This is a genomic window from Streptomyces sp. NPDC044921, assembly GCF_056432865.1.
The window spans coordinates 158,539-184,793 of the sequence record NZ_JBWKIF010000008.1; the positions used below are offsets into that span (position 1 = coordinate 158,539).

Sequence of the window (26,255 nt, forward strand, 5' to 3'; positions counted from 1 at the left end):
ACGGAGGCGGCCCGGGGAACGCGGGTCTCGGGGGCCGCCGCCAGGGCCCATGACAGCTCGCTGGCCTGCTGCGGTCGGGGCTTGGGGTCAGGGTGTGTCGCCTGGGCAGCAGAAGCGGCAGCTCGCGCCCGGGCCGGGCTTGCGCTGTTCGCCGGGTGGGGCGGCCTGGTCGGAGAGCGCCGCTTGACGCAGGCGGCGCTCGCGTGCCTGGAGGCGGCGGTTATTTGAGGTGGACGAGGCCGTCGGTGGTGATGGTCGGCCGGCCGGAGGTGCCGACCACGACGATCTTGACGGTGTGCTTGGCGCTGGTGGCCCAGGTCTTGGTCCAGATCGCGTCGCGGTACTTGGTGGTGGAGGACTTCAGGTCGACTGTCGTGGCCTTCACGCCGTCGACGTAGATGTGTGCCTGGCCGGAGGTGGTGGCGCGGGAGACGATCCATGCCGCGGACTTGCCGGTGAAGGTCCAGGTCAGGCTCGCGTTGGCGGATGTGCTGGAGTAGGACTTGCCGCCGAGGTAGCTGGTGGAGGTCTTGGTGGCCCAGGTGCCGGTCTTGACGGCGGCGGTCTCCTGGAGGATCACGGGGGTGTGGGTGACGGACGCGGTGGCGGTGTTGCCTGCCTGGTCGTAGGCGGTCATGGACCAGGTGGTCGCTGTGCCCGCTTTGGCGGTGTGTGCGGCGCTGTTGGTGGTGGCGCCGTAGGTCACGGCCGTGGGGGTGGTGAGGCGTACGTGCTTCAGTGCCGCGCTGTCGGTGGCCTTCCAGGCGAGGGTGAGCGGGACGGCGGTGGTGTTCACGGTGCCGGTCCGCAGGGAGAGGGCGGGCTTGGCGGTGAAGGTGGGGGCGGTGGTCTCGGCGATCACGGTCGCGGCCGGGGTGGTGGACGTCTTGCCGGACTGGTGGACCGCGCGCACGGCGATCGTGTGGGTCCCCGTGGTCAGGGTGGCCGGGGCGGAGGTCGTGCTGCCCGCCACGGTGGCGGCGGTCTTGCCGTCTATGAGCAGTTCGTACCGCTTGACCAGCGAGGCGGGAGTGGTGGCCGCCCAGTTCACCGTGACGGCGCCCTTGGTGTAGTACGTCGGGCCCGATGTGCCGGTGCCGACGAGGGACTTGAGGGTGAGGCCGGTGACGGGGCCGCCGGCCCAGGAGCGGATGGCCGCGAGCTGGCTGTAGAAGGCGTCGCCGGGGCACTGGGTGTTGTAGCCGTCCCGGTGGCCGTGGATCACCGGGAAGGGCAGCTGCGCGCCCTTGGCCCAGGTCCTGCCGAAGTAGTTACGGCCGTTGTCCCCGGCGGTCAGGGTGGTGGTGCCGGCCGGGTCCACACCGTACTGGCCGAGCTTCCACGCGGCGATCCGTGCGACCGAGACCATCGCGGCGTGCGGCGGCGCGGCGTCGGTGTACGTGCCCAGCACGGAGATGCCGGTGGTCTCGGCGTTGAAGCCGTAGGCGTGTGCGCCCTGCACGGGGAGGTCGACGCCTCCCTTGCGGCCCTCGTAGACCGTGCCGCACTTGTCGACGAGGAAGTTGTAGCCGATGTCCTTCCAGCCCAACTGCTTGACATGGTACGTGTAAATCCCGCGTACCACCGCCGGGGCGTCGGCGCAGCTGTAGCTGTTGGACTCGGCGGTGTGGTGGACCACGACCGCCTTGACCTTCCCGCCGGGCAGATATCCGGGGGCCTCGGGGCTGAGCGACTCGTCCGCGCCCCAGCCTGCCCGGGAGGTGATCTCCGGGCGTGGCGCGGTGGAGGGCGGCGCGGTCGGTGCCGTCGACGACGGCGTGGGTGTGGGGTTCGCGGTCAGGGTCGGTGGAGCGGACGCGGATGGCGTACTGCTCGGTGACGCGGTCTCGCCCGGCGTCTGGCTCACCGACGGCCCTGGGGACGGCTCGTCACTGGTGGTCGGCTCGGCGGTCGCGGTGGCGCTCTGCTCCGGCTCCGCGGTATCCGACGTCGGCGAGGGCTGCTCGCTCTCCTCGACGTCGAACGCCGCGGGCTCCATGGCCGTCACGCCGCCCTTGCCGGGGTCGATCATGTCCAGGCGCAGCCCCGCGGGCAGTCCGGCGGACGTAGCCCCGCCCGAACTGACGCGTACCTCGACCCCGTTGGACGGTCCTACCCACGCCGGCTCGGTTCCGCCACGGGCGGCCCCGCTCTCGCCCTGGCCGCTGTCACCGTCCAGCCGCAGCCACGCCGACCACCGTCCGGACTCCACAGCACGGGTCCGGACCTGGACCGTGCCCAGCGCGCGGGCGCCCGGATCCGTCCAGGTCACCCCCAGCATGCTGAACGGCTTCACGTCCTCCTGCTGCAGTGATGCGCTGCGGCCGTCGCCACTCGCCCGCAACGCGACCGTACGCGTATCGGCCTTCACCGGCCCGGACTTGGCGCCCGTGCCAGTGCTTGCCGCGGGGCTGCCGGACACCGACTGGAACACCAGCACCCCGGATATCCCCGCCGCCACGGCAGCTGCCGCGCCCCCCACGATTCGTCGCCGCCGCACGCAGCCCCCACCCCTTCAACCGATCTGTCCGCACGCAGAGGCAGCCAGCCTCCTGCCCGCCCACTACGCATGCCTGAAGGGAACGTACAACCTCTCCACAACTTCCCCTCACGCAGGGCCGCGACAGGCTGAGACACCTCTTGCCCGGGCTCGTCTGGGATCCAGCCGACGAGAAGCGTTCACCGATCCAGCACAGGAGAGAGAAGGATCACGTCGTAATTGCGAACTGTGCGGACGATCTTGTCCTCCTTGCCAGAGTTTCCGATCTTTTATTTCTCGATACCGTCACATCGGCATCACACAGGTGATGTCCATGTGCACATGTGAGACCGAGGAATGACGATGATTCACATACCCGCGCCGGGGGAGCGCGGGCGGCCTTGGTCCGGGGGGAGTCTGCGCTACATAGCGGGGAGTCTTGTCCTGGCCTTGTCCGTCACGCTGCTCGACGGCACCGTCGCGATGGCCACGCCATCCCAGGCGCCTGCCGCGCCGAAGAAGCCGGCCGTCACGCAAGCGGCGGACATCCCGTCCGCGCGTGTGGCCGCCCGCTTGTCGGGCAAGCGGGTGGAGGCGCTGTCGGAGCGCACGGAGACCTCCACGACCTGGGCGAACAAGGATGGTTCGCTCACCACCGAGCTGACCGCCGGTCCCATTCGCTTCGAGGACGAGGCCACCGGTGACTGGCGTGACGTCGACCTCGACCTCGTCACATCGGATGACGGGGGTGTCGAGCCGAAGGCCCACCCCCGCGGTCTGGAACTGGCCGGCAAGACCGGTGCCCCGGCAGCGTCGTTGAAGGCGGCGCAGTCGGCCAAGGCCACTGATCTGGTGACGCTCGGCGAGGGCGACGAGCAAGTCACCTTGCAGTGGAAGGGCGGTCTGCCCGCACCGAAACTGGACGGCAACCGGGCCGAGTACGTCAACGCGGTGCCCGGCGCGGACGTGGTCGTGGAAGCGACCCGTACCGGGTTCGAGCAGTTCGTCGAGATCAAGCAGAGGCCCGCCACCGACGGCTACAGCTACACGCTGCCGCTGAAGACCAAGGGTCTGAAGGCGAAGCAGCAAGCCGACGGCAGCGTGCTGTTCACCGACAAGAAGTCCAAGAAGACCGCGGTCATGCCCGCCCCGGTGATGTGGGACGCGACCGTCGACCCGGTCTCCGGCAAGCACACGCGTCAAGTCAAGGTCGGCATGAAGGTCGTCAAGACCAAGGGCGGCGCGGACCTGGTCCTCACCCCGGACGCGAAGTTCCTCGCCGATCCGGAGACGAAGTACCCGGTGACGGTCGACCCGTCGACCTCGTCCATGTCGAACGTGTTCGACACCTATGTGCAGCAGGGCACGACGGTCGACTGGTCCACGGACACCGAGCTGGACCTGGGCAACCCGGGCACGAAGAACGCCGACGGCACCTTCCGCACAGCGCGTTCGTTCATCTCGTGGAACACCGCTCCGATCGCGGACGCGCTGGTGATGGACGCCAAGCTGTCGCTGTGGAACTTCCACTCCGGGAACTACACGGGCTCCTCCTGCCCCACCCAGCCGTGGGAGGTCTGGTCGACCGGCGCAGCGTCGACGTCGTCGCGGTGGACGGCCCAGCCGTCGTGGACCGCGAAGAAGGCCACCTCATCGGAAACCCGCGGTAATCCATCCTGCTCGACCCAGCCGGACGGCTGGATCAACGCCGACGTCACGACGCTGGTGCAGGAGTGGGCCTCCGCGAAGGCGGCCCGGTCGCACATGGGCCTGCGTGCCTCTGACGAGGACGTCACAGGTCAGTGGAAGCGGGTCAACTCCGCCAACGCCGCCACCAACCCGCCCAAGCTGGTCGTCACCTACAACTACCGGCCGCGTACCGGGACCAAGCAGGAAGCCGGCCCACCGTACTTCTCCTACGGCGGCGCCTACACCGTCAACACCCTCACCCCGACACTGCGCGACACGTTCGTCGACGCCGACGGCGACAAGGTCAACGGCACCTTCCAGGTCTTCGACAACGCCACCAACACCCAGGTCGGAAACGTCCTCGTCTCGAAGTACGTGCCCTCCGGGCAGGTCGCCTCGGTGACCCTCCCCGCCGGCATGCTCACGGACGGCAAGACGTACAAGTTTCGCACCTCGCCTTACGACGGCAACCACTACAACGTGGGCTGGTCCGCGTGGAAGACGTTCACGGTCGACACCAAGGCACCCTCCGCGCCCACGAAGATTGCCTCGACGGACTATCCGTCGGACAAGTGGGTCAAGGGCACAGGGCAGGCCGGCACGTTCACCGTCACACCGCCCGCCGGCAGCGACCACAACTGGCTCGAATGGTCCCTCGACGGTGTGACCTGGACCAAGGTCGCCACCAATGGCGCCAGCGCCGACAAGGGCATCAGCATCGCTCCGCCGAAGGACGGCACCCACACCCTTCAGGTTCGGGCCGTCGACAAGGCCGACAACAAGTCGGAAGCCATCGACTACACCTTCCACGCGGGCCCCGGCGGGTTCATCCAGCCCGGCGAGGGCGAGCGCACAGCACGCCGCTTGCCTCTGGTCGCCGAAGCGGACGCCGGCAAGTACAACTCGGTGTCGTTCTCCTGGCGTCGCTCCGAGGCCGACCCCTGGGTGAGGATTCCCGCTGCCGACGTCACCTCCGGCGGCACCCCTCTGGCCGCGTGGCCCGTACCGATGACCAACGGCAGGAACGCCGCCCTGGTCTGGAATGCCACCAGCACCGTTGACCCTGACGGCAGCGTGCAGATCAAGGCCGACTTCACCGGGCCCAACTCCGCATCGGGCAGCACCGAGCCGCTGACCGTCGTCGTGGACCGCAGCGCGACCGGAGCATCCTCGGAGAACGTCGGCCCCGGATCGGTGAACCTGCTCACCGGCGACTACACCCTCTCCGCCACCGACGCCTCCGCCTTCGACCTCTCGGTGTCGCGTACGGCTTCGTCACGGACACCGGACAAGGGTGTGAAGCAGGAAGGCCAGGCGCCGATCTTCGGTAAGGAGTGGGTGACCGGCACCGCCGCGGAGATGACGGATTCGGACTTCTCCCACATCCGCAGAGTGTCCGACACGGCCGTGGCCGTTGTCGACTCCGAGGGCGAGGAGACCCACTTCACTGCCAACGCGGGCAAGACCAGCTGGATCGCCGAGCCAGGATCGGAGGACCTCACCCTCAAGGGCAGCGTGACCGGCTCGTTCACACTCTCCGACACCGAGGGCACGGTGACCGAGTTCACCAAGCCCGACGCGGCGGCCACCACCTGGCAGGTCTCCAGCACCCTGCTGGACGGGTTGTCCAACTCCACCACCACCGTTATTTCCGAGACGGTCACGGTGGACGGCAAGAAGCTGGCCCGCCCCAAGCGGATCATCGGCGCTACGTCGGCCACGACCGCCGCCGCCTGCACCACTGATCCGGCCACCAAGGGCTGCCGCGTGGTGGAGTTCCTCTACGCCACCTCCACCACCGCCACCGACTCGGTGTTCGGCGACTACAGCGGGCAGGTCAAGGAGATCCGTCTGTGGTCCACAGCCCCCGGCGCGGCAGCAGCGACCTCCAAGTCCGTCCAGTCGTACGCGTACGACGGCTCGGGCCGCCTGCGTCAGGCGTGGAACCCGCAGATCAGCCCTGCGCAGAAGTCCGAGTACGGCTACGACAGTGCCGGACGGGTCACCAAGTTCACGCCGCCCGGTGAACTGCCCTGGACGTTCACCTACGGCAAGGCCGGCAACGCCGCGACCGCCGGTGACGGCATGCTCCTCAAGGCATCCCGCCCGGGGCTGAAGCAGGGCACCGTCGACACCATCGAGGGCGAGGCCCACTCGAGCGTCGTCTACGACGTGCCACTGACCGGCGCCGCCGCTCCGTACAAGATGGGCGCGGCGGATGTGAAGGCATGGGGCCAGCTGGACACGCCCACCGATGCCGCCGCTGTCTTCCCCGCCGACGCCGTCCCCTCGTCTCACACCGGCAGCTCGCTCACCCCGGGCGATTACAAGCGGGCCGATGTGCACTACCTCGGCGTGTCCGGCCGTGAGATCAACTCCGCCACCCCCGGTGGACACATCTCCACCACTGAATACGACCAGTTCGGAAACACCGTCCGTGAACTGACGGCCGCCAACCGGGCACTCGCCCTCGGGCTCACCGCGGACGACAGGGCCGTCCAGGCCGACCTGGGCATCGCCCAGCTCACCGCGGGCGAACGCGCCGACCTGCTGGCCACCCGCTCGGTCTACAACAAGGCCGGTACCCGGGAACTCGAAGAGTTCGGGCCGCTGCGCCGGATCGACCTCACCACGGACCTGAAGTCCGGCACCACCACCCTCGTCCCGGCCGGCACCTCCGTGACCGCCCGGGCCTGGACGGTCAACGAGTACGACGCCGGGCGCCCGACCGACGGCACCGCCAAGGTCAAGGACCAGGTCACCAAGGTCACCACGGGCGCACAGGTGCGTGAACACCCCGGTGTGCAGGGTGAGCCCCGCGTGTCACAGACGATCTACGACTGGGCCAAGGGCCTGCCCACTCAGAGCATTCAGGACCCGGGCGGACTGGCGATCACCACCACAACCGAGTACGACGCCCAGGGTCGCACGATCAAGCAGCTCCTGCCCGGTGCGAGCGGTACGGACGCCGCCACCAGGGTGACCACGTACTGGTCCGCCACCGGCACCGGCGCCTGCGCCGGGCGTCCGGAGTGGGCCGACCTGGTCTGCTCCACCGGCCCGGCCGGCGCCATCACGGGCGGCGGCAGCAACCCGACAGGACTGCCGACCATCGTCACCGAGTACGACTGGTGGGGCAACCCGGGCAAGGTCACCGAAACCGCCAACGGCGTCACCCGCACCACCACGACCACCTACGACGATGCGGGCCGTCAGACCAAGGTCGCCATCACCGGCGGCATCGGGCAGGCGGTCCCCGAGTCCACCACCGACTACGACCCGGCCACCGGCCAGGCCGTGAAGACCACCTCGCCGACCGGCGGCACCATCACCAAGGCGTACGACAAGCTCGGCCGCCAGATCTCCTACACCGACGCCGACGGGGGCACCACCACCACCGAGTACGACCTGCTCGGACGGCCGGTCAAGGTCACCGACAACGTTCCCTCCACCGTCACCTTCACCTACGACACGGCCATCGAGCCGCGGGGCCTGGCCACGAAGACCACCGACTCCGTCGCCGGCACCTTCCAGGCCACCTACGATGCCGACGGCTCGGTGTCGAGCGAGAAACTGCCCGGCGGCTACACCCTCAAGCAGACCGAGGACACCACCGGCGCGGCCATCGACCGCACCTACACCCGCGACAGCGACGGCACTCTCGTCTACTCCGACACCGTGACCGAGTCCATCCACGGCCAGGTCACATCCCACGCGGGCTGGTCCGGCCAGACCTACCGCTATGACGCCACCGGCCGGCTCACCACGGTCGAGGACACCTGGAACACCGAGTGCACGCGCCGCACCTACACCTTCGACGCGCGCACCAACCGCAAGTCCCTCACCTCCGCTACCGGCACCCCCGGCACCGACTGCCCCACCACAGGAGGCTCCACCACCAGCCACACCTACGACAGCGCCGACCGCATCGTCGACACCGGTTACAGCTACGACGCGTTCGGCCGTACCACCGCCGTTCCGGGCCACGGCACCATCGGCTACTACGCCAACGACCTCGTCCACCAGCAGACCGCCGACGGCAGACGCCAGACCTGGCAGCTCGACGCCGGCCTGCGCTTCCGCTCATGGAAGGTCGAAGCCGGCAGCGGAAGCACCTGGACGCAGGAACAGTCAAAGATCAACCACTACGACAGCGACGGCGACAACCCCCGCTGGGTCACCGAGGACACCACCACCGGTGCACTGACGCGCAACGTCGACTCCGCCTCCGGAGACCTCGCCGCCACCACCAGCAAGACCGGCGGAACCGTTCTGCAGCTCACCACGATCCACGGTGACGTGGCCCTCCAGCTCCCGCTGGACACCTCCAAGGCTCCCGTCGCCCTGGACAGCGACGAGTACGGCAACCCTCGCACCGGCCAGGCAGCCACCCGTTACAACTGGCTGGGAGGCAAGCAGCGTTCCACCGAGACGCTCACCGGGCTCACCCTCATGGGCGTGCGCCTCTACAACCCCGCCACCGGACGGTTCCTGTCCACCGACCCCGTCTACGGCGGCGGAGCCAACGCCTACGAGTACGTCAACGGAGACCCGCTCAACCGCTATGACCTGGACGGCAAGTGGTGGAGCTGGAAGAAGGTCAAGCGCGGGTTCAACAAGGTGCGCCGCAATGTCCGCAGGAACTGGCGCACCTACGCCGGCTACGGCGCCACCGCCGCCTGCATCGTCGCATCAGCCGGAGCGTGTGCCGTCGCCAGCGTGGCCGTCTTCGCCGCCACGTCCTACGCAGACGTCCGTCGGCACGGCTGGCGCAAGTCGCGCAGGTCGATCCTCAAGAACGCAGCGTGGACAGCAGTCGGCGTCGGAGCCGGCCGCTTCGCTGCGGGCTCCTGGTGGAAATCCAGCCGGGGATTCACGCGCGGCGGCCGTCACGCGAGGGGGCGCAGCTCTCACGCGAAGCGGGTTTCCTACCGGCGCACCGCGTGGAGCTACGCTGGCAACGCCTGGACCGGAACGCTCACCTGCGGGATGAGCTGGAAGATGCGCTACTGCTGATCCGCACACGCTCAAAGCACGGTGCGCCGCACCGGATCCAGACCGGTCGGCGCACCGCGCTACAGTCAAAGGAGTCACATGAAGTACCGGAACAGGCTCACCTTTTCCGCAGCGATCCTGGGAATAGTCACGCAGCCGTGCGTCTTTCTGTACTTCGCCCTCTTCGATCAGACCTTCTCTGGAGACACTCTGGACTTGATCGCGGTGGCTTCGATCGGATCGCTGGCGGTTTGGCTCTTCGCCAGGGTCGGCATTCAGCCGATGATCCGCAGCGATGGGAGAACCCTGTTGATCCGTAACCCGCTTCTCTCGTACGAAGCCCCGATGGAGAGCGTGGCGCTGGTGGCGAGGGACGGGGCGGCAGCCTTCCGCATAGAGGGAGTCGGCGTCGTCCACCCGTGGGTTCTTTCACGCTCTGTCTTCGACGGCAAGCGCGTCCGTGCCGCGAAAGATGTACTGCGTGACCAGGTCCGGTCAGCGGCGGGCGCAAGCGCCGGGCCGTCCGGCCGCACTGCGAGAAAGTTCCTCAGGGTCGGCGTACTTGAGGTGTTTCTTCTTCTCCCGGTCGCGTTCCTCATCTGGAACGTCTTCGACATCGCGATGGGGAACTGATCGGGGCTTCACGCGCGGCGGCCGTCATGCGAGAGGACGCAGGGCTCACGCGAAGCGCGTTTCCTACCGCCGTACCGCGTGGAGCTACGTCGGCAACGCCTGGACCGGGACGCTCACGTGCAGAATGAGCTGGAAGAAAAGGAAGAACGCCTCTCGGCAGGCAATCCGGGCATGCCCACTTGAGGAATGCGCAATGCGCGACAGGAACAGGGTCGTCTTCTCGACCTCCATCGCAATGATCGCGGCAATGGCGGCTGTATCCGTCTATTTCCTCTTCTTCGATTCCGGTGCACCAGAGGGCGTCTGGGAGGTATCCCTTGCCCTCTCTCTGCCGTGCGGGGTCAGCTGGATACTTGTCCGGCTCGGTATCATGCCATTCACTGAATGGAATGATACCGAAGTAAAGGTCTGCAACCCCTTCTTCTGCGGTGCATTCGAGCTGGACGGAATCGGGATGGTAATGCCGTGGTCCATGACGCGCTCCATCTTCGACGGCAAGAGGGCAAACGGAGCACGGCGGGATCTCAGGCATGCAGTGCTTCGGGCACAGAAGACCGTGGAAACGGATGCAGCAACACCGACGACCAGAATTCTCCGCTACGGCTGGTTCGATGTACTTATCATCCCGCTGCTGTTGGCTTTTGTCTGGACACACTCCGGACCTGATCGCGGTGGTTTCGATCGGATCGCTGGCGATTTGGCTCTTCGCCAGGGTCGGCGTCCAGCCGGCGATCCGCAGCGATGGCAAGACCCTGTTCATCCGTAACCCCCTTCTCTGTGCGAAGCCGCTGGTGGCTAGGAATGGGGCGACAGACCTTCAGGCATTTTCGCAGGTTAGAGCCTTATTGAGGAATTCCGCTTCAACGTGTGACCGGTGACGGGTGGCGCGGGAGTCTGGGATGGCGCCCACCACCGAGCCGCCGAGGGCGCTCGCACCCTATGCGGCCATGGCTGAGCTCTTCGTCTCCGGGCAGATCGACGCGCTGGAGTTCAAGTCGAGGTTCTGGTCCGAGTTCCGGGGGCTGCGGGATGTTTCCGAGGAGGACGCCGCCATCCTGAACAAACTGCTCCGCGTCATGGAGGACTTCGTGGCGGATGAGACCGCGCGGGACCCCGGAGACGTGACGGAAGTCGAACTGCTGGCCGGAGCGAAGCATTGCCTCGACGCGTGCCGGCGGTGGTGAAACGCCAGGTCGCTCTGAACATGTGGCCCCCTGCTCACGTCTCGCTCGAGTCTTCTGCTCTCGATGGGCTGGTGGGCAGACGGCATTCGGCCTCGGAGCGCGCAGACGTGTCGGGCTCGGTTCGGGTTACTGGCACGTAAGGCAGCGAGGCTCTTGAGCAGCGCGTTGTGCCAAACGTCGACGCCGGGAGCAGCGCGTGGTGGTGACGGCGGCGGCTGTCGCGAGGGTCAGCAGGGCGAGGAGGGCGCGCTTCCGGCGGTCCGGGGTTCGTCGGGGGCGTTCGGGTGGCGCCGGTTCTGCGGACAGGTCCCGGGTGATGCGGTGCCAGACGTGTGCCGGGGGTGTGGTCGGGAGGTCGATCAGCTCCGCCGTGCGGGCCGCCTCGATCACGCGGGTCATCGCGTGGAGGTCGTCGCGGCAGCGGGCGCAGTGGTCGACGTGGTGGAGCGCCTCGGTGTCCGCGGCGGTGCGGGGGGCGCTGCCCAGGGCCAGTTCGACCAGGTGTGACGGGTCCACGTGGGTCACTGCGGCCTCCCGGACGCGGTGGGCTCCGCCGTGACGACCAGGTTGGACAGGTAGCCGCCCCGGTCGGGGACGTACGGGGGCGCGCAGGTGATGAGGGTGAGGACGGGCGCGCCCGAGCGGCGGAAGGCCGAGGAGGGCAGGTCGTCCTTCGGGACCGTGGTGCGGGAGACGATCCGGTAGTGCACCGGGTCCGTGCCCGCTCGGCGTACCTCCACCCGTTGGCCTCGCCGCACCTCGTACAGGGCGGCGAACTCTCCCAGGTCGCCGGAGTCCGTGTCGGCGTGACCGACGAGCACGGCCGAACCTTCGGCGCTGCCCGGGGACGGGCCGTAGCGGTACCAGCCGGCCTTGGCCGGGTCGTCGGGGACGGTCATGTCGCCCTGCTTCGTGACGCCCACGGGGGTGACGCGGGCGTCGAGGTCCACGTCGTCGATCAGGATCCGTCGCGGGGGGCGTTCGTCCGCCCCTGGCTGTTGCGGTGCGGCGGCCGTGGGGACCGCGGGTTCCGCCGGGGCCGCCGCGAAGTCCTTGGGCGCTGTGGGCCGTTCGGGCGGCGGGGCCGTGAGGCCGAGGGCGGCTGCCAGTGCGGCAGCCGCCATGATCCGACCCGGGCGCCGTCCCCTGCCGTCACCCACGCCGGCCGGCGAAGCGGCGGGCCGTCAGGACGCCCGTGACCGTGACCACTCCGGCCGCGGCGGCCCAGGCGGGCCACGTGCCGGAGGAGTTCGGGGTGACGGCGGCGCCGCTGCCGCCCGCGTGGACGGCCTTGGGGGTCGAGGCCATGCCGCTGAACGACTGGGTCGCCAACGCCAGGTTCTTGTCGTTCGCGCTGCCCCAGGCGTAGACGACGTTGCTGGTGCCCTCCTTCAGAGGCAGGTCGGCCGGGCCTATGGCCACGGTGTCCGTGCCGGCCAGGACCACATCGGCGTTGACCGTGCCGGCGTCGACCTCGGCGGTGTCCTCCTTCGGGTTGGTCAGGCCGGTGAAGACGGGCTGACCGCCGGCCCGGACGTCCACCGCGGGAGCGGCCGCGACATGGCGGACCGTCAGGCGCGTCGTGCCCGCGTCGACCGCGGCGATGTCCTCGGTGAAGGCCGTCAGCCGGGGCTTGCCGTCGGCGGTCAGGTGCGCGGCGACCGTGGCGTTGCCGCCCTCGGGCACCTCGACCTTCTTCTCCAGGGCGGGGGTGCCCTCGGGGCCCTTGCCCGCTTCGAAGATCTTGATGTCGTAGGTGCCGGCGTCGAGGGACTGCGGGTCCGTCACCGTGCCGGGCTCGAAGTCGCTGAGCAGTTCGTCGCCGTTGGCGTACACGTCCACGGTCAGTCCGGGGATGCCGTGGAAGACGGACACCATCGCCTTGTCCTGCTGGTCGGCCAGGGCCGGAGCGGCCGCCCCGAGGGCCAGGGCGCAGGCGCCGGCGGAGGCTGCGAGGGCGAGGGGGAATCGGGAGTTCATGGGGATCGTCCCTTCGAAAGGAGTCTCCGTACGGTGCGGAGTCTCGGTCCCGTTTCGGGGGTGGGGGCCGCCTTGGATGCGCGGCCGGGCGGGCCGGTGCGCGGCGGTCACGCGCCCCGGGCGGGGGCCGCGGACTGCTCGATCGCCGCGCGCAGGCGGTGCAGGCCGCGGCGGGCGTGGCTCTTGACCGTGCCCAGGGGCAGACCGGTCCGTTCTGCTATCTGCGCCTGCGTCAGGTCCTCGTAGAACGCCATGCAGAGCACCTCGCGCTGCGGTCGCGGCAGGCGGGCCAGGGCGTCGACGAGCAGCACCCGGTCCAGGACGCGGTCCGGAGCGGCGTCGGCGTCCCCCCGGTCGGAGGCGTGGGCGGCCGAGTCGATGAGCGTCAGGCGCCTCGTACGGGCCGCCAGCGCGTCGACGATCTTGCGGCGGGTGATGCCGACCAACCAGGCGCCGAGCGGCCCCCGTTCCGGGCGGAAGCCGGCCCGGCCGTGCCAGGCGCCGAGGAAGACCTGCTGGGTGACGTCCTCCGCCTCGTGAGTGTCGCCGAGCAACCGGGTGGCCATGGTGTGGACGAGTGAGCCCCAACGGCGGTAGATCGCGGCGAAGGCTTCCTCGTCGGCGGCGAGGAGGCCACGGGCCAGCTCCTCCTCGTACCGCGTCTCCTCCACGGGCGGGGCGAGGTCCGTGCGTCGCGTGTTGGTGATCATGGCCTGGTTCCTCCTGCCGGGCGTCGTGCGGGACGGGAGACCGTCTGTCTGCCGGACCGCACCGGTCGCTGTGCGAAGCGGCGACCCTGCGCTCGACGCCAGTGTTCGGCGCACAAACGACGCGCGACAACATGCGTCGTTTGTGCGTCGTACAGTGAGTGGTATGGCTGGACAGGGACGAAACGACGAGGACCTGCCGAGGGGCGGCGGTGGGCCGGCTGGCGGTGAGTCGGCCGATGGTGGGGCGGCCGGTGGCGGCTCGGTCGGTGGTGGGGCGGTCGGTGGTGGTCTCACCACCGGCGAAGTGGCCAGGCGGCTGGGCGTCGCGCCCACCACCGTCCGCACCTGGGACCGCCGCTACGGCCTCGGGCCCGACGCGCACACCGGCGGCCGGCACCGGCGCTGGACCGCCGGGGACGTGGCACGCCTGGAGCGGATGTGCGCCCTGACGGCGACCGGGATACCGCCCGCCGAGGCGGCGCGCATGGTGCGGGAGGAAGTGCCGCCGGACGTGGGCCCGGCCCCGGCCGGACGCGCCGCCGGAGCCGCGCCGGGAGCGGGCGAAGCCGGGCCTCCCCGCGGAGCCGTGCCGGAGGTGCACCCGGCCGGGCGTCCCGCCGGCGCCGTGCCGGATCTGGCTCCGGCCGGCCCCGGCCCCGGCCCCGGCTCCGGGCCCGGAGCCGGCACGTCGCCGCCTCGCTCCGCGTCCGGGGCGACCCCCACGCCCGTCCCCACCCGCACCCGTGCCCGAAGCCGCGCCGGCAGCGGGCTGCGTCTGGGCGACGTACGCCAGGAGTGCAAGGGCATCGCCCGTGCCGCCCTGCGCCTCGACGCCGCCGCCCTGGACGAACTGCTCCAGTCCGCCATCGACGAGCACGGGCTGGTCACCGCCTGGACCGAAGTGATCACGCCGACGCTCCAGGCGGTCGGCCGCAAGTGGGAGAGCTCCGGCGAGAAGTACGTCGAGGTCGAGCACTTCCTGTCCTGGCACGTCTCCGGCGCGCTGCGGCGCAGCGCCTCCGCCCCGGTCGCCGACCGCCCGGGCGCCCTCACGGTGCTCGCCTGCGTCCCGGGGGAGAACCACACGCTGCCGTTGGAGGTCCTGGCCGCCGCCCTGGCCGAACGGGGCCTGCCGGTACGGATGTTCGGCGGCGCACTGCCCGTCGAGTCGCTCGTCACGGCCGTACGCCGAACGGGACCGGCCGCTGTGGCGCTGTGGGCGCAGTCCCGCGGCACGGCCAGTCGTCCGCTGGCTCAGCACGTGGCCGCGATGGAATGGGGGGTACGCGGTGCCCGGCGCAAGCCGGCCGTCCTGACGATCGGGCCCGGCTGGGCCGGCGGCCGGGCGGTGCCGGGCCTGCCGCGTCCGACGGGGCTGGCCGAGGCGGTCGCGGTGTTGGAGTCGGTCGTGTCGCGGTAGTGCGGAGGTGGTGGTGCGGGGTGGTGGCGCGGGGGTGGTACGGAAGGGCGCCGGTGCATCCAGCCCCGCCCCTCGGCCCGAAGCGGTGACGGAGCAGAACGGAGCGCGGTGGTGTCGTCGACGCAGTGGTGGGAGCGGAGAGTGGACGTGATCGGCGCGCGGGCCGCGGTCGGCACAGAGCGAGGGGCCCGGTGAGCCGCGCCGCCGATGCCACCTCGGACGGGGACCCCACCCCGAGCGGGGACCCCACCCCGAGCGGGGACCCCACCCCGAGCGGGGACCCCACCCCGAGCGGGGACCCCACCCCGAATGGGGACCCCGCACCGAACGGGGACCCCGCACCGAACGGGGACGTCACCCCGCCCGGGGACCCCACCTCGGACGACGACCTCACCTCCGACGTGGTCGTCGTCGGCGGCGGTGCCGCCGGGCTCGGTCTGGCGTACCGGCTGATCCGCACCCGCACCGCGACCGTGACCGTGGTCGAGCCGCCGGACGGCCCCGTACGACCGGCCGAACGGACCTGGTGTTACTGGGACTGGGACGAGGGCCCCGGCGACTTCGCCGAGGCCGTCACCGCCACCTGGCCCCTGCTGCGCGTGCACGCCCCCGACGGCGAGGCGCTCACCCTCGACCCGGCCCCGGCGCGCTACCGCATGGTGCGGTCCACGGCGTTCGAACGGCTGGTGCACGCGCGGCTGGCCGAGGCGCCCGGCGGGCGGCTGCTGCGGGCGACCGCGGACACCGTGCGCGAGGTGCCCGGAGGCGCCGAGGTGCGGTGTACGGACCCCGACGGCCGGACCCTGACCCTGCGCGCCCGGCACGTCTTCGACTCGCGGCCCCTGCCCGCGCTGCCGCCCGCCAGGACACGGTTGCTGCAGCACTTCCGCGGCTGGTTCGTCCGTACGGCCGCCGACCGGTTCGACCCCGCCGTCGCCGACCTCATGGACTTCCGCGTGCCCCAGCCCCGGCACGGTCTCGCCTTCGGCTACGTCCTCCCGCTGGCCCCGGACCGGGCGCTCGTCGAGTACACCGAGTTCTCCCGGGCCCCGCTCACCACCGAGGCGTACGAGGCCGCCCTCGGGCACTACGTCCGCGAGGTGCTGGGCCTGGGCGCGTTCGCCGTGGAGGCGGCGGAACAGGGCGTCATCCCCATGACCGACGCGCGCTTCCCCCGGCGGAGCGGCAGGTCCGTCTTCCGGATCGGGACCGCGGGCGGCGCGACCCGCCCCGCCACCGGGTACACCTTCGCCGCCGCCCAGCGGCACAGCCGGGCCATCGCCGCCGCCCTGCGCGAGGGCCGCGACCCGGTCCCGCCCCCGCACGGGCGGCGGGCGCTCGCCATGGACGCGGTGCTGCTGCGGGCCCTGGACACCGGGCGCGTCGACGGACCCGCGTTCTTCACCGGCTTGTTCCGTAAAACCCCGACCCACCGTCTGCTGCGCTTCCTCGACGGCGCCACCTCGTTGCGGGAGGAGTGGGGCATCGGACTGCGCACCCCGGTGGGCCCGATGCTCCGCACCGCGGTCGAACTGCCCTTCCTGCCCCGCCGAACCCACCCCGCCCCCGGAACCGGAGAGAGCCCGCGATGACCCTGCTGCGCGACCACGACCTGGCACGCGCCTTCGACCACGCGTCCCGCACCTACGACCGGCTCACCGCCCTCAACCCCGGATACCGCACCGACCTGCTGCGCTCGGCCCGCCGGCTGCGGCTGCCCCGGGACGGAGCCGGGCTGCACGTCCTGGACCTCGGGTGCGGCACCGGCGCCTCCACCCGGGCCCTGCTGCGGGCCGCGCCCCGGGCGCGCGTCACCGCGGTGGACGCCTCGGCGGGCATGCTGCGGCGGGCGCTGTCCAAGCCGTGGCCGGAGTCCGTGCGGTTCCTGCACCTGAGCGCAGAGGAGCTGACGACGACCGGTGAAGGCCCGTTCGACGCGGTCTTCGCGGCCTACTTGTTCCGCAACGTCTCCGACCCGGACGCGCTCCTGCGCTCGGTGCGGACGCTGCTGCGGCCGGGCGGACGCCTGGCCGTGCACGAGTACAGCCTCGGCGGTTCCCCGGCGCACCGGGCGCTGTGGACGGCCGTGTGCGGGGGAGTGGTCGTCCCGGCGGGCACGCTCACCGGCGACCGGGCCCTGTACCGGCACCTGTACCGCAGCGTCCTCGCCTTCGACACCGCGTCCGCCTTCACCGCCCGGCTGGCCCGCGCCGGGTTCACGGACGCGCGAACCCTGCCCCTCGCCGGGTGGCAGACCGGCATCACCCACACCTTCGTCGCCCGCAACGGCGCCGCCGCGGCGGGGGAGGGCGCCCGATGAGCACCCGCACCCCCGGCACCGCCCGTCACGGCACCGCCCGCCACAGCACCGCCCGTCGCGGCGCCGCCCGTCGCGGCCGCGACCGCAAGGCCGAGGTGCTGACGCCCGCCCCCGGCCGTGACCGGTTCGACCCCGCCGACGCGCCCGCCGTCGCGGTGGTCGGGGGCGGGATCGCCGGTCTCGCCGCGGCCACCGGACTGGCCGAACGCGGCGCCCGCGTCACCCTCTACGAACGCGGGGAGTCCCTCGGTGGACGCCTCGCCGGTCACCGCACCCTGCTGGCCGACGGCTCCGAGGTCACCATGAGCCGCGGCTTCCACGCCTTCTTCCGCCAGTACTACAACCTGCGCGGCCTGCTGCGGCGCACCGACCCCGCCCTCGCCCGCCTCACCCCCCTGCCCGACTACCCCCTGCGGCACAGCGGCGGACTGACCGACAGCTTCGCCCGCGTCCCGCGCACCCCGCCCCTGAGCGCCCTCGGCTTCGTCGCGCTCAGCCCCACCTTCGGCTGGCGCGACCTCACCGCGATGGACGCCCGGGCGGCGCTGCCGTTGCTGGACGTGCGGGTGCCGGAGGTGTACGAGCGCTTCGACGGGGTCGGCGCGACGGACTTCCTGCACCGCGTCCGCTTCCCCGAGGCCGCGCACCACCTGGCCTTCGAGGTGTTCTCGCGCAGCTTCTTCGCCGACCCGCGCGAACTGTCCGCCGCCGAGCTGATGCTGATGTTCCACATCTACTTCCTCGGCTCGGCGGAAGGCCTGCTCTTCGACGTGCCCGACGAGCCCTTCCCGCAGGCCCTGTGGGACCCGCTCGGTGCCTACCTGCGGCGCCTCGGCGCGAACCTGCGCACCGGCACGCCCGTCGACGCGGTGGAACCCGCCGGCACCGGCGGGGCCGAGGTGCGCAGCGGCACCGGAACCGACCGGTACGACGCGGTGGTGCTCGCCCTCGACACCGCCGGACTGCAACGGCTCGTCGCCGCCTCGCCGGCCCTGGGCACCGGCCCCTGGCGCGACGGCATCGCCGCCCTGCGCACCGCCCCGCCCTTCCTGGTCTCCCGGTTCTGGCTCGACCGCCCGGTCCGCGACGACCGGCCCGGCTTCCTCGGCACCAGCGGCTACGGCGGCCTGGACAACATCAGCGTCCTGGAGCGCTACGAGGGCGAGGCCGCCCGCTGGGCCGGGAAGAACGGCGGCTCCGTCGTCGAACTGCACGCCTACGCCGTGGCCGCCGGGGCGGACCCGCGGACCGCGCAGGACGACCTGCTCGGGCAACTGCGGCGGGTGTACCCGGAGACCCGCGAGGCGCGGGTCGTCGACGCCCGGCACGAGTGGCGGGAGGACTGCCCACTGTTCCGGGCCGGCACGTACGGGAGCAGGCCCACCGTGCGCTCCCCGCACCCCTGGCTGACGCTGGCCGGCGACGGGATCCGCTGCGACCTGCCCGTGGCCCTGATGGAACGCGCCGCCACCACCGGTTTCCTGGCCTCCAACGCCCTGCTCGCCGGGTGGGGTGTGCGCGGCCAGGTGCTGTGGACGGTGCCCCGGGCGGGCCGTTCCCGGGCGCTGCGGGCCCTCAACGCCCTGGCGGGACACCCGGCCCATCGCTGAAACGGACCCGCCGGGGACGGGCCGGGGGCGCCCCGCACAGGCCCGTCCGGCGAAGCAACCCCGACCGGGCCCCCCGGCCCACCCGGGCCGGGCCCCCAGACTCACGTCACCCCGGGAAGCGCCCAGTGCTCCGGAGCGTCCAGCGCCGCTCCGCGTACGCCAGGTCGTCGCGCCACAGGCGCCCGGCCGTGTGCCGCATCAGCGGCCGCAGTACGGGCGCGGCGGCCCGGGCCAGGGCGAAACCGCGGCGGTCCGAGGCGGCCACGACCGCCTCGATCACGGCCGTGCGGGGCCGTGCGTCGCCTTCGGCGGTCAGCGGCGTGGCGTGGGTCTCCACGACGGACGTGGCACCCTCCCCGTCGACGATGCGCATGACGACCGTGCGCGGCTCCGGCGCGGTGAACTCCGCCCGCACCGGCACGACCAGACGCCCCGCCACCCGGAAGGAGACGTCGACCGCGAAGGCGTCGTCGTCCTCGCCCCGCGGCTCCCGGACGACCGTCAGGTCGACGAACGAGTAGGGGTGGAACCAGGACCCGTGCCACGGATCGAGCCGGTTGGCCACCACGTCCTGCGGCTCGCACCGCCCGACCGCCGAGAACACCGCGTCCACCCCGCTGCCCGCCGCGGGCCGCGCCGGGACCACGGGCAGCTCCGTGGGCTCCTCGCCGCCGACCGCGTCCAGCCGCACCCACACCAGCACCCCGTCGTCGTGGACGGGATACGGCTGCCAGCCGGCGAACGGGGAGCCGTCCAGGGCCAGTCCGTGCCAGTGGCACACCAGCGTGCCGCACACCACCCGGCTGTCCCGCAGCGGGGCGCCGAGGTGCGGGCAGACGCCGGCGCCGCCGCGCAGCTCACCCGAGTCCGAGCGCCACAGCACCACCTCCACACCGCCGACGGTCCGGCCGCAGGGGCCGCCCGGGCGGACGTCCCGGGAGGAGCCGACCACGAACCAGTTGCCGGAGGGCCGGGCTGAGGCCCGCTTGAGCGCGTCGGCGATCAGGCCCGGCCGGGCCGCGCGCCAGGTCGGCTCCTGCTGCGCCCAGCCGGGTCCGCGGCGCCGCCGCAGCGGTGAGGTCCAGCGCGTCTTCTCAGGTCGGTCAGCCACGGCCCGTCTCCTTCCCTTCCAGCCCTTCCAGCCCTTCCAGCCCTTCCAGCCCTTCCAGGCCTTCCAGCGGCGCGGCACCCGGCGCGGGCGCCGCGTGCGGCAGCCGGGCGCGCCACCGCGCGCCGGCCACCCGCGCCACCCCGGCCGCCGCGGTGGCCGCCCGGCGGCGGCGCGGCACCACCGCGCGGCGGTGCAGCACGGTGTAGTCGTGCCGCGCGATCGCGTCGAGGATGCCGCCGTACAGCGTGAACGCGGCGCGGATGCAGGGCCGTACCCGCGGGTCGAGCATCGCGATGCCGGGCTCCGCCGCCCGGTACACGTCCCGGGTCAAGGCCTCGGCCGCGACCAACGCCGCCCGGATCCGCGGATCGGTGCGCCCGGTGCGCCTGCTCCACTCCAGCAGCGCGCGGTCGACGCCGTGCGCGGCGAGCAGGTCGGCGGGCAGGTAGACGCGGCCCCGGTCGAGGTCCTCGCCCACGTCCCGCAGGAAGTTGGTGAGCTGGAACGCCACGCCGAGGGCCGCCGCGTGCGGTGCGGCCTCCTCGCGTGGGACGACCGTGCCGAGCACGGGCAGCATCTGCAGGCCGATCACCGCGGCCGAGCCGTGCATGTAGGCCCGCAGGTCGGCGTAGGTCGGGTAGTCCGTGACGGTCAGGTCGGCCCGCATGGAGGCCAGGAAGTCGGCGAACAGGGTGACGTCGATGGCGTACCGCTCGGCGGTGTCGGACACGGCCCGCACCACCGGCTCCGCACCGCCCCCGCTGCGCAGCGCGTGCGCGAGGTCGCCCTCCAGCCGCTTCAGCAACAGGTCGCGTTCGTCGGGCGTGCGGTCGCGGTCCAGGTCGTCGACGATGTCGTCGGCCCAGCGGGCGAAGCCGTACAGCGCGTGCACGGCCGAGCGGCGCTCCAGCGGCAGCAGGCGCGTGGCCAGGAAGTAGGTCCGGCCGTGCCGGGCGTTGAGCCGCCGGCACCGGGCGTAGGCGGCACGCAGGTCCGGGCCGGTGATCCCGGCGGCGTCCAGTTCACGACGGGTCATGGGCACCTGCGCTGGTCGGGGCGGTGGTCGGGGCGTTGGCCGGGGTGGTCGGGTGGCGGTCCGCGGCACGGGCCGGCCGGGGCGTCCGGCCGCGGGCGCCGGTGACGCGGGCGGCGGCGAGCTTCCCGCTGATGAGCACGGTCGGCACGCCCACGCCCGGTGTGGTCCCGCAGCCGGCCAGCACGACGTTGTCCAGCCCGCGCACGAGGTTGCGCGGCCGGAACGGACCGGTCTGGGCGAAGGTGTGGGAGACGGAGAACGGCGTGCCCGCCGCGTGGCCCTGGGCCGTCCAGTCCAGCGGGGTCACCAGGGCCTCCTCCTCGACGCTGTCCGCGAAGCCGTCGAGACCGCGCCGCTCCAGCTCGGCGACCAGGCTGTCGCGGTAGCGCGGGCCCAGCTGCCGCCAGGCGGCGGCGGAGGGGCCCACCTCCGTGTTGGGGCAGGGCGCCAGGACGTAGTGGAGGTGGCGGCCCGGCGGCGCCAGGGAGGGGTCGTGCGCCGTCGGCCGGGTGATCAGCAGCGACGGGTCGCTCATCAGCGCTCCCGTGCGGGTCAGTTCGTCGAAGGTCCGCTCCCAGGCGGCGCCGAACGACAGCGTGTGGTGGGCGAGGTGGGGCCAGGTCCGGTCGGTGCCCGCGTGCAGGATCACCGCGGACGGGGAGTGCCGCAGCGGGACCGGGCGCGCCGGTGCCCGGCCCAGGAGCCGGTGCGCGGTGGACAGTTCGCAGCTGAGGACCACCGCGTCGCACGGGATGCGCTCGCCCGAGGCGAGGTGCACGGCCCGTACCCGGCCCGCCGCGCGTTCCAGCCCGCTCACCTCGGACGACCAGCGCAGCTCGGCACCGGCGGCGGCCGCCGCGCCGGCCATCGCGCGGGGCAGCGCGTGCATGCCGCCCTTGGGGAACCAGACGCCGGCCACCGTGTCCATGTAGGCGATCACCGCGTAGGCGGCCAGCGCCCGGGCCGGGGCGACCCCGGCGTACAGGGCCTGGAAGGAGAAGACCCGGCGCAGACGGGCGTCGGAGAGGAAGCGGCCGATCCGGGCGTCCAGCCGCCCGAAGCCGCCGAGCGCCGCCAGCCGGGCCAGGTCCGGGTGCGCGAGCTGGAACGGCGAGTCGAAGTTGGTGTCGATGAACCGGCGCATCTGGGCCCGGTAGAGCCGTTCCAGCCAGTGCCGCAGCCTGCGGTAGCCCGCCGCCTCGGCCGGTCCGGCGAAGCGGCGCACCTCGGCCTCCATGGCGTCGCCGTCGGTGTGCACGTCGAGCCGGGTCCCGTCGGCGAAGCCGGCCCGGTAGGCCGGGTGCAGGGGCACCAGCTCCACCCGGCGGGCGAGGCTGTCGCCGACGGCCGCGAACGCCTCGTCGGCCAGGTGCGGCATCGTCAGCACGGTGGGCCCGGTGTCCACCAGGAAGTCCCCGAGCCGCAGCCGGCCCGCCCGGCCGCCGGGGCCGGCGTCGCGTTCGACGAGCGTGACCCGGCGCCCGGCGCCCAGCAGGTGCAACGCGCAGGCCAGTCCCGACAGCCCCGCCCCCACCACCACGACGTGGTCGGTCGGCCCGGTCACGGTCCTCATACGAGTTCCCCGGCGGGGCGCGGGGCGACGCCCGCGGCCCGCTCCACCAGGGCGGCGAACTCCCGCCGCACGCCGGGTCCCGCGCCGGTCGCCTCGAAGTGCCGCAGGGCGGCGGCCGCGAGCTGCCGGGTCCGCGCCTCCAGCTCGGCCCGGGCGCCCGTCCGCTCCAGCGCCGCCCGCATCCGCTCCACGGTGTGGTCCGGCCGGGCGTGCGCGCCCGGGGCGAGCACCTCGGCGGCCTCGCGGTCCCCGGTGGCGTCGGCGAGCCGGACGGCGGCGGCGAGCAGCGGGGTGAGCTTGCGGGACCGCAGGTCGTCGTCGGCCGGTTTCCCCGTCAGGGCCGGGTCGCCGAAGGCGCCGAGGAGGTCGTCGCGCAGCTGGAAGGCCAGGCCCGCGCAGTGGCCGGCGGACCGCAGCGCCTGCGTCGTACCGGTGTCGGCGCCGGCCAGGCACGCGCCCAGGGCCAGGGGACGCGCGACCGTGTACCGGGCGCTCTTCAGCACGGCGATGGCCTGCGCCTCCTCGCCGTCGGACGAACCGCTCGCCTGGGCGAGCAGGTCGCGGTACTGCCCGGCGACCATCTCGGTGCGCGTCGCCCGCCACTCGTGGTGCAGCCGGGCGCCCTGCGGCGATCCGAGCGCCGTCTCCGTCAGCAGGTCGTCCGCCCACGCCAGCGCCAGATCACCCGCGAGCACGGCGGCCGACGCTCCGAACGACCCGGCGGACGCGCTGAACGACCCGGAAGACTCTGCGCCCGATGCGCCGAGCGGCCCGGCGGGCGCCGCGCCCGGCGCGCCGAACGCCGCGGCGGGCCCGGCCGGGTGCCTCCCGGCGAACTCCACGTGCAGGGCCGGGCCTCCGCGCCGCACGGGGGATCCGTCCATCACGTCGTCGTGGACGAGGGCGCAGGCCTGGAGCAGTTCGAGTGCAGCGCCCGTGCGCAGCACCGCCGTGGCGTCGCCCGAGCCGCCCGCGGCCCGCCAGCCGCACCAGGCGAACGCCGTCCGCAGCCGCTTGCCGCCCCGCAGGACGAACGCGGCGACGCGCTCGGCCACGTCGCGGGCGAACACCGCGTCGACACCGCGGGCCTGCCGCAGCCGTGCGTCGAGCACCTGTTCCAGGACGGTCTCCACGGCGCCCGTGGCCCAGCGAGCGGTGAGCGTCGCGTCGTCTCCGTCCGCCGGTCCGGCCACCATCGGCCGCGGTCCAAGCATGCGCAACCCCTTCTCGTCCGTTCATCCGCACCTGTGTGCTTCCACCGCCGGCGGCGCACTGGATGCGCCCGCCACCGGCCGTCCGCGCCCGCGCGCCCGCCGAGGCGGGCCGGCCGCCCGTCCCCCAGGCCGATGAGCGGCCCCGGGTACCCCGGTCGGGCGCGCTGCTGCGCCGCAAGCCGCCCGGGTTCGTGCACCGCCGCGCCGCCGACGTCCGCTCCGCGCGGTCGCCGCCGCCTGCGGTGCCACGCAGGTGCGCCTGGCCGCCGGGGTGCGGCTGCGCGTCGACCCGGACGGCACGTACGTACGCCGCTGGGTGCCCGATCCCCGCCCGGGCGACCGGGCCCGAGCGCACGACCAGCCGCCCGCCGCGGCTGCGCGGCGAGGAGTCCGGGTCGGCCAGGCAGTCGGCCAGGCAGTCGGCGGGGAAGGCGGCGCGGTCGGGCGCGTCGAAGCCGGCCGCGGGGACGGCGGGGTCGCGCGCACAGCGGCACCCCCACGTCCGCCACGTCCGCCACGTCCGCCACGTCCGCCACGTACGGCTCGTACGGCGCGGCGCGCGGCGGTGGACGGTCGTGCGGGCGCAGATCCGCGGTGCACAGGACGACCCCGACGGTCATGGCGTCACTCCTGGTGCGGTGGTGCGGAGGGCGTCCGCCGCCGGGCTCCCCGCCCGGCGCGGACGCGTGGGGCGCGCGGGCTCCGCGCGGCGCTCCGGCTCCCGCCCGGGCCCGCGGCCGCGGCCCGGGCGATGTTGCGGGCCATGCCGCCGAAGACGACGGCGTGGAACGGGGCGACGCTCCACCAGTAGGCGTGGCCCAGCAGCCCGCGCGGATGGAACAGGGCCCGCTGCCGGTAGACGGTGCCGCCCCGGTCGTCGGTCTCGGCGTACATCTCCAGCCAGGCCAGGCCCGGCAGCCGCATCTCGGCGCGCAGCCGCAGCAGCCGGCCCGGCTCGATCTCCTCCACGCGCCAGAAGTCCAGCGAGTCGCCGACCCGCAGGCGCTGGGTGTCCCGCCGCCCCCGGCGCAGCCCGACCCCGCCGGCGAACCGGTCGAGCCAGCCGCGGGCCGCCCAGGCCAGCGGGGAGGAGTACCAGCCGTTGTCGCCGCCGATGCCCTCGACCACCTGCCACAGCGCCGCCCGGGAGGCGTCGACCGGCCGCCGCCGCTCGTCCTGGTAGAGGCTGCCGCCCGCCCAGTCCGGGTCGGTGGGCAGCGGGTCGCTGGGGGCACCGGGCACCGAGGCGGAGGACCAGCGGGTGGCGACCTGCGCCTCCCGCACCCGGCGCAGCGCCAGGGCCAGCGCCTCGTCGAACGGCAGCGGACGGCCCGGGCCGTCCGGCACGTACCGGGCGATGTCGTGCTCCTGGCACACGACTTCGTGGCGCAGCGACTCGGTCAGCGGCCGGGCCAGGGACGCGGGCACCGGCGTGACCAGGCCGACCCAGTGGCTGGACAGCCGGGGGGTCAGGAAGGGGACCGGCAGGATGAACCGCCGTGGCAGACCGGCGACGGCGGCGTACCGCAGCATCATGTCCCGGTAGGTGAGGACGTCGGGACCGCCGATGTCGAAGGCCCGGTCGACGTCGTCCGGCATGGCCGCCGAGCCGACGAGGTAGCGCAGCACGTCCCGGACCCCGATGGGCTGGGTGCGGGTGTGCACCCAGCTGGGGGTGACCATGACGGGCAGGCGTTCGGTGAGGTAGCGCAGCATCTCGAAGGAGGCCGAGCCCGAGCCGATGACGACGGCCGCCCGCAGCACCGTGGCGGGCACGGGGCAGGCGAGGAAGATCTCCCCCACCTCGGCGCGCGACCGCAGGTGCGGCGAGAGCGACCGCTCGGGCACGTTCCGGGGTGTGAGCCCGCCGAGGTAGACGATCCGCCGTACGCCGGCGGCGCGCGCCTGCTCGGCGAAGATCCGGGCGGCGTCCCGGTCGGTGTCCTCGAACCGGGAGCCGCTGTTCAGGGCGTGCACCAGGTAGTAGGCGACGTCGACACCGCGCATCGCGGCGGCGACCGACGCCGCGTCCGTGACGTCTCCGCGGACCGTCTCGGCGTGCGGCGCCCAGGGGTGGTCGCGCAGCTTGCCGGGGGAGCGGGCCAGGCACCGGACGCGGTGCCCGGCCTGGAGCAGCTCCGGCACCAGGCGCCCGCCGACGTACCCGGACGCCCCGGTGACCAGGCAGTGCAGCCGCTGCCCGTCCTCGGTCATGCTCCTGCCTCCCGTCTCCGGCCGCGCTCACGGCCGGCCCCTACAGGAGACTTCGCGTCCGGCCCCCGCGGCGGATGCGCGGCACGG

18 protein-coding genes are annotated in these 26,255 nt (G+C 72.9%); 8 read left to right on the forward strand and 10 right to left on the reverse strand.

Features of this window, described 5'->3' with window-relative positions:
* Nucleotides 1–220: 220 nt before the first annotated feature.
* The gene (locus AC07DA_RS15050) at nt 221–2,500 is read right to left on the reverse strand and encodes an N-acetylmuramoyl-L-alanine amidase (protein ID WP_479128134.1); all 2,280 of its coding nucleotides are present in this window, start codon (nt 2,498–2,500) and stop codon (nt 221–223) included.
* A gap of 429 nt (nt 2,501–2,929) precedes the next feature.
* Here AC07DA_RS15050 and AC07DA_RS15055 point away from each other — a divergent pair, with 429 nt between their 5' ends.
* The 4 genes from AC07DA_RS15055 to AC07DA_RS15070 all read left to right on the forward strand — a co-directional run bounded on the left by AC07DA_RS15055 (nt 2,930) and on the right by AC07DA_RS15070 (nt 10,980).
* A complete protein-coding gene (locus tag AC07DA_RS15055) occupies nt 2,930–9,184 on the forward strand; it encodes a DNRLRE domain-containing protein (protein WP_479128136.1) in 6,255 nt (2,084 codons plus the stop codon).
* 78 nt (nt 9,185–9,262) lie between these two features.
* The gene (locus AC07DA_RS15060) at nt 9,263–9,796 is read left to right on the forward strand and encodes a hypothetical protein (RefSeq protein ID WP_479128138.1); all 534 of its coding nucleotides are present in this window, start codon (nt 9,263–9,265) and stop codon (nt 9,794–9,796) included.
* A gap of 193 nt (nt 9,797–9,989) precedes the next feature.
* Complete coding sequence (locus AC07DA_RS15065; RefSeq protein ID WP_479128139.1) at nt 9,990–10,562, forward strand: hypothetical protein; 573 nt, start codon at nt 9,990–9,992, stop codon at nt 10,560–10,562.
* 181 nt (nt 10,563–10,743) lie between these two features.
* Complete coding sequence (locus AC07DA_RS15070; protein WP_479128141.1) at nt 10,744–10,980, forward strand: colicin immunity domain-containing protein; 237 nt, start codon at nt 10,744–10,746, stop codon at nt 10,978–10,980.
* A gap of 126 nt (nt 10,981–11,106) precedes the next feature.
* On the opposite strand, the gene AC07DA_RS15075 is transcribed toward AC07DA_RS15070, so the two are convergent.
* From AC07DA_RS15075 to AC07DA_RS15090, 4 genes are all read right to left on the reverse strand, one after another.
* Nucleotides 11,107–11,496 carry a hypothetical protein gene (locus AC07DA_RS15075; protein ID WP_479128143.1) on the reverse strand — a complete coding sequence of 130 codons (390 nt, stop codon included), beginning with the start codon at nt 11,494–11,496 and terminating at the stop codon, nt 11,107–11,109.
* A gap of 5 nt (nt 11,497–11,501) precedes the next feature.
* Entirely contained in the window at nt 11,502–12,104 is a 603-nt protein-coding gene (locus AC07DA_RS15080) for a class F sortase (protein WP_479128145.1), read from the reverse strand.
* Between the two features lie 28 nt (nt 12,105–12,132).
* Nucleotides 12,133–12,960: a DUF4397 domain-containing protein gene (locus AC07DA_RS15085; protein WP_479128147.1), complete on the reverse strand. Its 828-nt coding sequence runs from the start codon at nt 12,958–12,960 to the stop codon at nt 12,133–12,135.
* Nucleotides 12,961–13,067: 107 nt separating this feature from the next.
* Nucleotides 13,068–13,670, reverse strand: a complete 603-nt coding sequence (locus tag AC07DA_RS15090; protein WP_479128149.1) for an RNA polymerase sigma factor — start codon at nt 13,668–13,670, stop codon at nt 13,068–13,070.
* A 163-nt stretch (nt 13,671–13,833) separates the two neighbouring features.
* Between AC07DA_RS15090 and AC07DA_RS15095 the strand changes: the two genes are divergently transcribed.
* The 4 genes from AC07DA_RS15095 to AC07DA_RS15110 all read left to right on the forward strand — a co-directional run bounded on the left by AC07DA_RS15095 (nt 13,834) and on the right by AC07DA_RS15110 (nt 19,020).
* Nucleotides 13,834–15,090, forward strand: coding sequence for a MerR family transcriptional regulator (locus AC07DA_RS15095; protein WP_479128151.1), 1,257 nt, complete (start codon nt 13,834–13,836; stop codon nt 15,088–15,090).
* 401 nt (nt 15,091–15,491) lie between these two features.
* Nucleotides 15,492–16,682, forward strand: a complete 1,191-nt coding sequence (locus AC07DA_RS15100; protein ID WP_479128398.1) for a lycopene cyclase family protein — start codon at nt 15,492–15,494, stop codon at nt 16,680–16,682.
* The gene (locus AC07DA_RS15105; protein ID WP_479128153.1) at nt 16,679–17,410 is read left to right on the forward strand and encodes a methyltransferase domain-containing protein; all 732 of its coding nucleotides are present in this window, start codon (nt 16,679–16,681) and stop codon (nt 17,408–17,410) included. Before AC07DA_RS15100 ends, AC07DA_RS15105 begins: the two co-directional genes overlap by 4 nt.
* The gene (locus AC07DA_RS15110) at nt 17,407–19,020 is read left to right on the forward strand and encodes an FAD-dependent oxidoreductase (protein ID WP_479128155.1); all 1,614 of its coding nucleotides are present in this window, start codon (nt 17,407–17,409) and stop codon (nt 19,018–19,020) included. Before AC07DA_RS15105 ends, AC07DA_RS15110 begins: the two co-directional genes overlap by 4 nt.
* Before the next feature lie 106 nt (nt 19,021–19,126).
* Here the strand turns inward: AC07DA_RS15110 and AC07DA_RS15115 are convergent, their stop codons facing one another.
* The 5 genes from AC07DA_RS15115 to AC07DA_RS15135 form a co-directional block, all read right to left on the reverse strand.
* A complete protein-coding gene (locus tag AC07DA_RS15115; RefSeq protein WP_479128157.1) occupies nt 19,127–20,131 on the reverse strand; it encodes a Rieske (2Fe-2S) protein in 1,005 nt (334 codons plus the stop codon).
* Nucleotides 20,124–21,167: a phytoene/squalene synthase family protein gene (locus AC07DA_RS15120; protein ID WP_479128159.1), complete on the reverse strand. Its 1,044-nt coding sequence runs from the start codon at nt 21,165–21,167 to the stop codon at nt 20,124–20,126. The genes AC07DA_RS15115 and AC07DA_RS15120 overlap by 8 nt, the downstream gene beginning before the upstream one ends.
* Nucleotides 21,154–22,740 carry a phytoene desaturase family protein gene (crtI, locus tag AC07DA_RS15125; RefSeq protein WP_479128161.1) on the reverse strand — a complete coding sequence of 529 codons (1,587 nt, stop codon included), beginning with the start codon at nt 22,738–22,740 and terminating at the stop codon, nt 21,154–21,156. Before crtI ends, AC07DA_RS15120 begins: the two co-directional genes overlap by 14 nt.
* Nucleotides 22,737–23,954, reverse strand: coding sequence for a polyprenyl synthetase family protein (locus AC07DA_RS15130; RefSeq protein WP_479128163.1), 1,218 nt, complete (start codon nt 23,952–23,954; stop codon nt 22,737–22,739). The genes crtI and AC07DA_RS15130 overlap by 4 nt, the downstream gene beginning before the upstream one ends.
* A gap of 624 nt (nt 23,955–24,578) precedes the next feature.
* On the reverse strand, nt 24,579–26,168 hold the full coding sequence (locus AC07DA_RS15135; protein ID WP_479128165.1) for an SDR family oxidoreductase: 1,590 nt from the start codon (nt 26,166–26,168) through the stop codon (nt 24,579–24,581).
* Between the last annotated feature and the right edge of the window lie 87 nt (nt 26,169–26,255).

Coding starts and splice junctions, on each gene's coding strand:
- AC07DA_RS15060 (WP_479128138.1), top strand. CDS start 9,263: ATGAAGTACCGGAACAGGCTCACCTTTTCCGCAGCGATCCTGGGAATA.
- AC07DA_RS15065 (WP_479128139.1), top strand. CDS start 9,990: ATGCGCGACAGGAACAGGGTCGTCTTCTCGACCTCCATCGCAATGATC.
- AC07DA_RS15070 (WP_479128141.1), top strand. CDS start 10,744: ATGGCTGAGCTCTTCGTCTCCGGGCAGATCGACGCGCTGGAGTTCAAG.
- AC07DA_RS15080 (WP_479128145.1), bottom strand. CDS start 12,104: ATGGCGGCTGCCGCACTGGCAGCCGCCCTCGGCCTCACGGCCCCGCCG.
- AC07DA_RS15085 (WP_479128147.1), bottom strand. CDS start 12,960: ATGAACTCCCGATTCCCCCTCGCCCTCGCAGCCTCCGCCGGCGCCTGC.
- AC07DA_RS15090 (WP_479128149.1), bottom strand. CDS start 13,670: ATGATCACCAACACGCGACGCACGGACCTCGCCCCGCCCGTGGAGGAG.
- AC07DA_RS15095 (WP_479128151.1), top strand. CDS start 13,834: ATGGCTGGACAGGGACGAAACGACGAGGACCTGCCGAGGGGCGGCGGT.
- AC07DA_RS15105 (WP_479128153.1), top strand. CDS start 16,679: ATGACCCTGCTGCGCGACCACGACCTGGCACGCGCCTTCGACCACGCG.
- AC07DA_RS15110 (WP_479128155.1), top strand. CDS start 17,407: ATGAGCACCCGCACCCCCGGCACCGCCCGTCACGGCACCGCCCGCCAC.
- AC07DA_RS15120 (WP_479128159.1), bottom strand. CDS start 21,167: ATGACCCGTCGTGAACTGGACGCCGCCGGGATCACCGGCCCGGACCTG.
- crtI (WP_479128161.1), bottom strand. CDS start 22,740: ATGAGGACCGTGACCGGGCCGACCGACCACGTCGTGGTGGTGGGGGCG.
- AC07DA_RS15130 (WP_479128163.1), bottom strand. CDS start 23,954: ATGCTTGGACCGCGGCCGATGGTGGCCGGACCGGCGGACGGAGACGAC.
- AC07DA_RS15135 (WP_479128165.1), bottom strand. CDS start 26,168: ATGACCGAGGACGGGCAGCGGCTGCACTGCCTGGTCACCGGGGCGTCC.